Genomic DNA, 9,437 nt, shown 5'->3' with positions numbered 1-9,437 from the left:
GCTCTAGTACTCATTATATATTTTATTAGATCTTCATTTTCATCCTTTGATGATACATTATCTACAATGATGACTCCATCAAATTCTAATCCTTTTGCAAAATAAGATGGTATTATGACATTTCCACCTTTATATAATACATCTTCGTTATCAAACTTAACTAAATGCACTTTATTACTTATAAGATTATATACTTTTTCTAATTCTTCTTTATCTCTTGTTATAATAGCAATACTTTCCAATCCCTCATTTGAAAATTCTTTTAAAGATTCTATAATACTTTCTGAAAGTTCTTCATTATTATATAATTTAATTTCCTCAACTGGTTTACCATGTCTAACTATAGGAATTATTCTATCTTCATCAAGATATTTATTTGCATATTCTATTATTTCATAAGTACTTCTATAACTTTTATTTAAGTTATAGATTTCTGGATTTACATCATCAAATATTTTTTCTAGTTCCATCATAGGAGCTAAATCTGAATATTTAATAAGTCTTTGATTTACATCTCCCACAACAGTAAAATATTTAGTTCCTGTTAGTTCTCTTACAACTTTAAATTGAAGTGGTGAATAATCTTGAGCTTCATCTATAACCACGTATCTATAATCTTTTGTTGCTTTTTTACCTTCTAATTTTATTGCTAAGTATAATATTGGTGCTAAATCATTTATAGTATATTCTTTTTTATTTCCATTGAATCTGTCATATATATCTAAAATATCTTCTCTTGAAATCCAACTATCTAACTTAGCTCTTGAATTCATTACTTCCTTAACAATTTCTCTTATTCTTAATTTTCTTCTAAATTCTAAGTTATTTTCTTCAATTAAAAATTCTTCAGGAGTTAATCTTTCCTTTTCTTTTCTTATTTCTTCATTAAGCTCCCAAACTTTTTCATCTCTCTTATCTTTTATCTTAGATAATATTATTCTCTTAATTTTTTCACTTCTTCTGAATAGAGGCATATACTCATAATGTTTATTAAACATTTCTTCTATTTCTTCTTTTGAAATAACTAAATCACCAAAGTATTTTACATCTTCAACATGGAAATAATTCTTATCCATTTCTTTTACTAAGCTATCTAAATCTTTAATTATCTCATATGAGTTTTTATATTTGGCATCATCTATAAACTCTTTATCCTTTGAAAGTATTTTTTCTAAATACTTATCAAAACTCATTATGTATAATTCACTATCAATTTCTTTTAAAGCAAAACTAGCAAAAGTCTCCTGTTTTACTCCCACTTCCCCAAGACTAGGTAATACTTGTGAAATATACTCCATAAATATACCATTTGGTCCTAAAATAAGAACTTTATCTTCTAATTCTTTTCTATAGTTATATAAAAGATATGCAACTCTATGAAGTGCTATTGTAGTTTTACCACTTCCTGCTACTCCATTTACAACTATATTAGAAGTTCTCTCTTTTCTTATTATTTCATCTTGTTCTTTTTGGATTGTCATTATTACATCTTTAAGCTTATCAGAACTATTATTACTTAAAACCATTTGTAATATATCATCTTTTACATCTATAGCTGAATCAAAAACTCCTTTTAATTCTCCTTTTTTAACTATAATCTGTCTTCTACCTTCTATATCACATTTTATAGTTCCATCTGGTGATGTATAACTTGCCTCACCTAAACTACCATGATAAAAAAGTGAAGCAACAGGTGCTCTCCAATCTACTATTACAGGTTCATAGCTTCCTTCTGGAGTTACTCCAAATCTACCAACATATAAAGTATCCTTTTGGTCAAATTCTAAATCATTAAAAGTAACTCTTCCAAAGTAAGGTGATTCCTTTAATATTGTTAATTCCTTTAATTTTTTATCAATTGTAGTAAATGCTTGTTCTTTTACATATCTTTCATGATCAAAGTACTCTATTAATTTATCTTCATCATCTTTATATTCTTCAATTGCATTTTTTCTATAGTCTAATATATATTGTGTTACAAATTTTCTTTTATTTATATATGAAAGCATTTCTTCATTTAATATATTAGAAACTTCCTCTAATTTTTTCTCTTCAACTAAAAATTCTATATCTTTTTTATCAGTCATTAGAATCTTCCTTTCTTAATTTCTATATTACATTATATCCAATTATAACATTAACTTTTCTTTCAATAAAAATATAAATTAAAAGCCAAAAAGTGCATGAAGCATTTTTAACTTCATGCACATTTTATCATCATATAAAATTATAGTTTATATTATTTTCACTAGCACTAAAAGTGAAATAGAAAATCTCTTTTATATTTCTATACCTTTATGCATATTATTTCTATTCACCATCAACTTTATTCTGTGTAGAGCTCTTGTCTTCCTTTTCTTCAGATTCAACATTAACATTAGATTTAATTTCTTTAGATAAATCTAAAACATCACTATTAACTTCGTTATTAGGTCTTGATAATCTTGCAGCCTCTTCTTGAGCTTCGATCATAGCTTTTAATTCAGTTTGTTTTCTTTGCTCTTCCTCTAATCTTAATGCTTCTTCTCTAGCTTTTTGTATAGCTTTTTCTTTTTCTTTTCTCTTAGCTAAAGCTTGCTCTCTTAGACTTTGAATTTCCTTCTTAGCCCTCTCATCAGCTTCTCTCTTTTCTGGATACTTACCATAAACTATTTCCATGAATTCTTCACCCATGATAGTTTCTTTATCTAAAAGAACACCTGTTATCTCATCTAATAGCCCTCTATTTTCAATTAAAATCTTAATTGATTTTTCATGAGCTCTCTTAATAACATTTAAAACTTCTTCATCAGCTACAGCAGCAGTAGTTTCTGAACAGTTTCTAACTGGTCTTCCATCTAAGTACCTATTGCTCATAGCTTCTAAAGCCATCATATCAAATCTCTCACTCATACCATAAATAGTTATCATATTTCTAGCTGATTGAGTAGCTCTTTCAATATCATTTGATGCACCAGTAGTTATACTATTAAACACTACTTCTTCAGCAGCTCTACCACCAAGCATAACTGATATTTGATCTATCATTTCTTCCTTAGATACTAAATATTTTTCTTCCTCTGGAAGTTGCATTGTATATCCTAAAGCTCCCATTGTTCTAGGAACGATTGTTATCTTATGAACTGGATCAGTATTATTTAATAAAGCTGCAACTAATGCATGACCTACCTCATGATATGCAACTATTTTCTTTTCTTTTGGTGAAAGTATTCTATCTCTCTTTTCTTGACCTGCTATTATAACTTCAACAGCTTCGTCTAAATCTTCTTGAATTACAAACTTTCTACCATGTTTTACAGCTCTTAAAGCAGCCTCATTAACTATATTTGCTAAGTCTGCTCCAACAGCACCTGGAGTAGATTTTGCTATTTCTTCTAAAGATACATCATCTGATAATTTAACATCTCTAGAGTGAACCTTTAATATTTCCTCTCTACCTATTAAATCTGGTCTATCAACAATTATTCTTCTATCAAATCTACCTGGTCTTAATAAAGCTTTATCTAAAACTTCTGGTCTATTTGTAGCAGCTAAAATAACAACACCTTTTGAAGAATCGAAACCATCCATCTCAGTTAATAATTGGTTAAGAGTTTGTTCTCTTTCATCATTTCCTTGAATAGCACCATCTCTACTCTTACCAATTGCATCAATCTCATCTATGAAAACTATACATGGAGCTTTCTCTTCTGCTTGCTTGAATAAATCTCTCACTCTTGCTGCACCCATACCTACAAACATCTCAACGAAGTCTGAACCTGACATTGAGAAAAATGGTACTTTTGCTTCACCTGCAACAGCCTTAGCAAGTAAAGTTTTACCGGTTCCTGGAGGTCCTACTAATAAAGCACCCTTTGGAAGTTTAGCTCCTATTTCTACGTATTTTTTTGTATCATGTAAAAAGTCTACAATTTCTACTAATGATTCTTTAGCTTCATCTTGACCAGCAACATCTTTAAATGTTATTCCAGTCTCATTTTCAGCATAAAGCTTAGCATTATTTTTACCAAATGACATTACTCCGCCACCCATTTTATTATTCATTTTAGAGAACATCATTTTTCCAACAAAAAATATAAGTATTAATGGGAAAATCCATGACATTAATAAACCTAAAAGTTGATAATTTTCTGGTTTAGTTACATTGAATCCTACCCCTGCTGTAGTTAAATCTTTAATTAAATCTGGTTGATTAATACCTGCAACTGCTGGATTAGTTGTATATAAGATTTTTCCTTTTAAATTACTACCATCTGAAGGTGTTATCTCAATTTGATTTCCTGAAAAATTTACTGATTTAACTTCATTTTTATCTAACATTTGCATGAAAGTACTATAATCTACTTTTTCATATAGCATTTCATCTTTAACCATATTAAAGGTTAATAATATACCAAACGCTATAATACTATATATAACGATATATTTAAGCATTTTTTTATCTTTAAACATACCTCATTCCTCCTTTTCTAACGTTTATTTTACAAATCCTATTCTATCAAAAGGATATACTGTTAACTGTGCCTTTGCTTCTATTTCTTTTCCATCTATATAAGGATTACTCCAGTATCTAGCATCATCACTATTACTTCTATTGTCACCTAACATTAAAAATTTTCCACTTGGGACATCAAAAGACATATCAGTTTTTCCACCTTGGTATTTTACATAATTTTCTTCAAGTTTATTTCCATTTATATAAACCGAACCATCACTTTTTATTTCAACATGCTCACCTGGTAATCCAATAACACGTTTTAAAAGTGGCTCTTTTAATTCATCAGAATTAAAAACTACTATATCTCCTCTTTTTATATTATTAGGATTATATATTCTTGTAACAAATAATTGATCACCAATCTCTACTGTAGGCATCATTGATCCTGTAGGAACTTTTATCTTAAACAATAAAAATTTATGAATCAAAAAAGCTAATAGTAAAGCTGCTAAAATTGGTATAATCCAATCTAAAAAGAATGATTTATTCTTTGTATCACTAGAACCCATTACTATTCCCACATACCTTTCATCAAATCTTCTATTTCTTTTTTTCTTTTTTCTGTAAGCGCTTTATTCAAGCAAAACTTATCTTCTTTGCCTTTAACTAAAACATCCCCCTCTTTTACGTCACCTATTACGTCATCTTTTTTTAATTCTAAAATATTTTCTTTTTCATCTTCACATACAATAAAATGTCCTTCTATTCTATCTACTATTATTTTTTTCATTTTATACTCCTTGTTCCGAATATTAATATGAGAAATATTTAAATTTAATTTTAAATTATTCCTCAATAATTTTAGAATTTTTACCTTTAATAATCTTAAAGTATCAAATATAAGTATATCATAAGTTACCATAACTTTGTAAACTTTAATTCATAGTTTTCTCTTGAAGTTTAATAAATATTTTAATATTATTTTATCAATTTATTGTGTCTTTTTTATGTCTTTCATTATTAAATATTTTCAAATACCTATATATTAAATAATTTTATATTATTCTAAAAAAATTATATACCACTATAATCATTGTTATCCTTCACTTTTATTATATACTTTAATACATTATTCTAAATAATTTTAACAAAAAAGTTGTATAGTTTTAAAACCATACAACTTTCTATATCAATTAAAAATATTCGTTTTTAAGCAAATCTTCATAAGTCTCTCTTTTACACATAACTTTTGAAATTCCATTACTTACACTTACAACTGCAGCCTTAGGAATTTTATTATAATTATTAGCCATTGAATGTCCATATGCTCCAGTAGACATTATAGCCAATATATCTCCTGTTTCCATTCTAGGCATTTCTATTGAATTTAAAAGTACGTCTCCTGATTCGCAACATTTACCTGCTACAGTAACTATCTCTTTACAATTATCAAAAACCCTATTGGCTATTAATGACTCATAATTTGCGCTATATAATGCTGGTCTTATATTGTCACTCATTCCCCCATCTACACTTACATATTTTCTTATATTAGGAATTTCTTTTATAGCTCCCACAGTATATAGAGTTAATCCTGCATTACCAACAATACTTCTTCCTGGTTCTATACTTAATATAGGAACATTCATATTTAACTTTCTGCATATTTCATCAGCTTTATTTATTATAACCGAACAATATTCTTCTATTTCTTTTGGCTTATCCCCTTCAGTATAATATATACCAAATCCTCCACCTAAATCTAATTCTTTTATTTCATATCCTAATTTTTCTTTTATATTATTTATAAGATTTAGCATAATTTCTGTTGTATCTTCAAAAGGTTCTAGATCAAATATTTGGGAACCTATATGACAATGTAGTCCATTAAGTTCTATATAATCTAATTCCATTGTTCTTCTAACAACATCGTAAACTGTATCACCAATTACAGGGAATCCAAATTTTGAATCTAATTGGCCTGTTTTTATATATTTATGGGTATGTGCTTCTACTCCAGGAGTTATTCTTAAGTAAACTTTTTGAACTCTTCCATACTCTTGAGATATAGAATTTAGCATCTCTAATTCATGAATATTATCTACTATGAATCTTCCAACTCCTAATCTTACTCCTAAATCTATTTCATAATCGGATTTATTATTACCATGAAAATATATTCTTTCTAATGGGAATCCTGCTTTATAAGCCGTATAAAGTTCTCCCCCTGATACTACATCTAAATATAAATTTTCTTCATTAACTAAATTGCACATAGACATATTTATAAATGCCTTCCCTGCGTAGGTAACTCTATTTCCTCTTTCTTTACACTTCATTGCATTATAGTATCTTCTACAATTATTTCTAACTAATTCTTCATCAATAACATATAAAGGAGTTCCATATTCCTTACTTAAAGTACTTGCTTTTACTCCTCCAACATATAATTCATTTTCTTCTACTTTCATTGATCCAAATAATTTCATATCTTTTCCCTCCACAAACTTTTTTAGTGGTAGAGTATAAAAGTATGCAAAGCTACCGACACTTATGGCATTTAACCCCAATAAATAAAAGCAACAAAGGAACACCTTTGCTGCTTTAATCGCAACTTAGCGTACCTCGTAGCACTCCACTTTTTTCAAAGTGACAGTTATATGTATATTATACATATACCCAGAAATATTAACCACCATTACTATCTCTTCGGCCATAATCCCTTTCATCACACATAAAACACTCGTCAGCTACTTATGACTACTCTTAATTACGGCACCTCTACTTTGGTCCTATTTTCAAATTATTTATGCTTTTATTATATTAATTATTGTTTATAATATTACTAAAAAAATTCAACTAATGCAATAATATAAATTAAAATTATTAATAAAAAAATTTATACACTACAATTATTGCCTTCACATCTAAATGCATTAGTTCCTTCATAACCTATTTCTTTTAAAACTTTTTTTACCACTCTTTTTCCTATGATATCTTCATTTAATTCACAAAGAGCATCTTCTATACTATACCAGTCAGCCCATTCTACCTCAAGTGATTTTTTTATTTCTCCTGATTCATAATATGCTAAATAAGTTAGCATAAGTAATTCTTTTCCCTTTACAAAATCACTACCTAAATATTTTATATCTTTAACTGTTATTCCCGTTTCTTCTTTTACCTCTCTATAAACAGTTTCCTCAGCACATTCATCTACACCTACATATCCAGATATAAGAACTTTAGAATTTTCATATATATAACTTTGTTTTAGTAAAATTATTTGATCACCTTTTATTACCGCAACAACAATACATGTTTTAGGTAAATCAAAAAACATCATATCATGTTTACTACAATAAGGTACCATTCCTTCATCCCAGCTATTCTTTAATTCTAATTTTTCACCACATAACGGACAATATCTAAATTTCATAATTAATTTCTTTAGTAAAGCAAATATATTACTTTCTGTAACTTTTTAAAAATCACTATCTATAACATATAAAAGCTCAATCTTTTAGCTAAGAATAGTAATATATAAATTAGCTAACTAAAGTTCACCACCTTTCATATTCTCAAATACTGATAATATTTTTTTCTATAACTTCAACTTTTAATACTATCTTTATCTTCAATATTTAATACGTATATATTTACAATTCTATAAATTCTACTTATAACACTATTTCTACAGGATTAAGCAACTCAATTTCTTCTTCAGTAACTTTGCAATTATATGCAAATATATCTACTCCTTTTTCTTTAGCTAATCTCAATGCTACCCCAAACTTAGAATCTGTTTCATCATTAGGAGAAAACTTATTTACATTATCTAACTGTATTAAAAAAATTATTCCTGCACTCATTCCTAATTTTTTAATCTCAATTAGTTCTAATATATGTTTCTTTCCTCTTTCAGTTGGAGCATCTGGAAATCTAGTTTCTCCATTTTCCTCTAAAGTTACACCTTTTACTTCTAAAAAATATATATTTTCATCATCATCTTGTAATTTAAAATCAAATCTAGAATTTCCAAAAGTTTTTTCTCGACTTATATTATTAAATTTAACTAACTTTTCTATCTTTTTATTTTTTAACGCCTCTTCTACAACCTTATTAGGAATCTGAGAATCTATATTTATTAAAATCTCTCCTTTATAAGCTGCAATTAAGTCATAAGGAGTTTTTCTATTTGAAGTAGTTCCTTTTCTTAAAAGAACTGTACATCCTTCTTTTAAAATCTCTCTACACCTTCCAGTGTTAGGAACATGAACTAATACCTCCTCATCATCTAAAATTACATAGGCTTGAAATCTATTTGGTCTTCTTAAAAAAATAGCTTTTCTAATAACACTATTGTACTTCATCTATAATAACCTCTTCATATATTATATAAATTTTTATTTTAGTTATAAATTAATAAAAATTTTTATTCCTTATAGATACTAATTAAAAACATTATCCTTTCCATGTTAATCAAAAACATAAATATTTTCATCTATATTCTACATAAAAATACTTTTATTAACAAGATTGAAATGATATAGACATAAAACTTCATTATAAATAAACTCAATAAAAATAAATAAAAAACTTTCATTAATACAAAAAACTCGATAAGCAATGCTTATCGAGTTAATGGTGACCCCTAGGGGAATCGAACCCCTGTTACCACCGTGAAAGGGTGGTGTCTTAACCGCTTGACCAAGGGGCCAAACTAACCTGGCAACCACCTACTCTCCCACACAGTCTCCCGTGCAGTACTATCGGCTTCTAAAGGCTTAACCGTCGTGTTCGGAATGGAAACGGGTGTTACCCTAAAGAACATCATCACCAGATGTTTGAAAGTTTTTGTTCTTTCAAAATTGCACATATTTAATTTACTATATTTGGTCAAGCCCTCGATCTATTAGTATCGGTCAGCTGAACATGTTACCATGCTTACACCCCCGACCTATCAACCTTGTGTTCTTCAAGGGATCTTACTAGCTTA

General features: G+C 28.0%; 7 protein-coding genes, 1 tRNA gene, 2 rRNA genes and 1 riboswitch. All 10 genes read right to left on the bottom strand.

The features are described 5' to 3' along the window. The coding region (locus Q1J60_RS08430; protein WP_300260780.1) for a HelD family protein at positions 1 to 2,087 on the bottom strand (2,087 nt) is incomplete at its 3' end. A gap of 223 nt (positions 2,088 to 2,310) precedes the next feature. Then, complete coding sequence (gene ftsH / locus Q1J60_RS08425; protein ID WP_300260777.1) at positions 2,311 to 4,452, bottom strand: ATP-dependent zinc metalloprotease FtsH; 2,142 nt, start codon at positions 4,450 to 4,452, stop codon at positions 2,311 to 2,313. Between the two features lie 24 nt (positions 4,453 to 4,476). Further along, positions 4,477 to 5,007 (bottom strand): signal peptidase I, encoded by a 531-nt coding sequence (gene lepB / locus Q1J60_RS08420; protein WP_300260782.1) that lies wholly within the window; start codon positions 5,005 to 5,007, stop codon positions 4,477 to 4,479. A gap of 2 nt (positions 5,008 to 5,009) precedes the next feature. Then, positions 5,010 to 5,228 carry a DUF3006 domain-containing protein gene (locus Q1J60_RS08415; protein ID WP_300260774.1) on the bottom strand — a complete coding sequence of 73 codons (219 nt, stop codon included), beginning with the start codon at positions 5,226 to 5,228 and terminating at the stop codon, positions 5,010 to 5,012. A gap of 403 nt (positions 5,229 to 5,631) precedes the next feature. Next, complete coding sequence (gene lysA / locus Q1J60_RS08410; protein ID WP_300260771.1) at positions 5,632 to 6,927, bottom strand: diaminopimelate decarboxylase; 1,296 nt, start codon at positions 6,925 to 6,927, stop codon at positions 5,632 to 5,634. 131 nt (positions 6,928 to 7,058) lie between these two features. After that, a riboswitch (Lysine riboswitch) is annotated at positions 7,059 to 7,230 on the bottom strand. A 107-nt stretch (positions 7,231 to 7,337) separates the two neighbouring features. Then, positions 7,338 to 7,877, bottom strand: coding sequence for an NAD(+) diphosphatase (locus Q1J60_RS08405; RefSeq protein ID WP_300260768.1), 540 nt, complete (start codon positions 7,875 to 7,877; stop codon positions 7,338 to 7,340). 241 nt (positions 7,878 to 8,118) lie between these two features. Further along, positions 8,119 to 8,811: a DNA/RNA nuclease SfsA gene (gene sfsA, locus Q1J60_RS08400; RefSeq protein WP_300260766.1), complete on the bottom strand. Its 693-nt coding sequence runs from the start codon at positions 8,809 to 8,811 to the stop codon at positions 8,119 to 8,121. Between the two features lie 272 nt (positions 8,812 to 9,083). Continuing rightward, positions 9,084 to 9,158, bottom strand: a tRNA-Glu gene (locus Q1J60_RS08395). 6 nt (positions 9,159 to 9,164) lie between these two features. Beyond that, positions 9,165 to 9,282, bottom strand: a 5S ribosomal RNA gene (gene rrf / locus Q1J60_RS08390). Positions 9,283 to 9,333: 51 nt separating this feature from the next. Beyond that, positions 9,334 to 9,437: ribosomal RNA gene (locus Q1J60_RS08385) — 23S ribosomal RNA — on the bottom strand; the annotation flags it as partial.

Origin of the sequence: Clostridium sp., from assembly GCF_029258205.1 — a bacterium.
Taxonomy (GTDB): domain Bacteria; phylum Bacillota; class Clostridia; order Clostridiales; family Clostridiaceae; genus Sarcina.
This window is presented reverse-complemented; position numbering and strand designations above follow the sequence as displayed.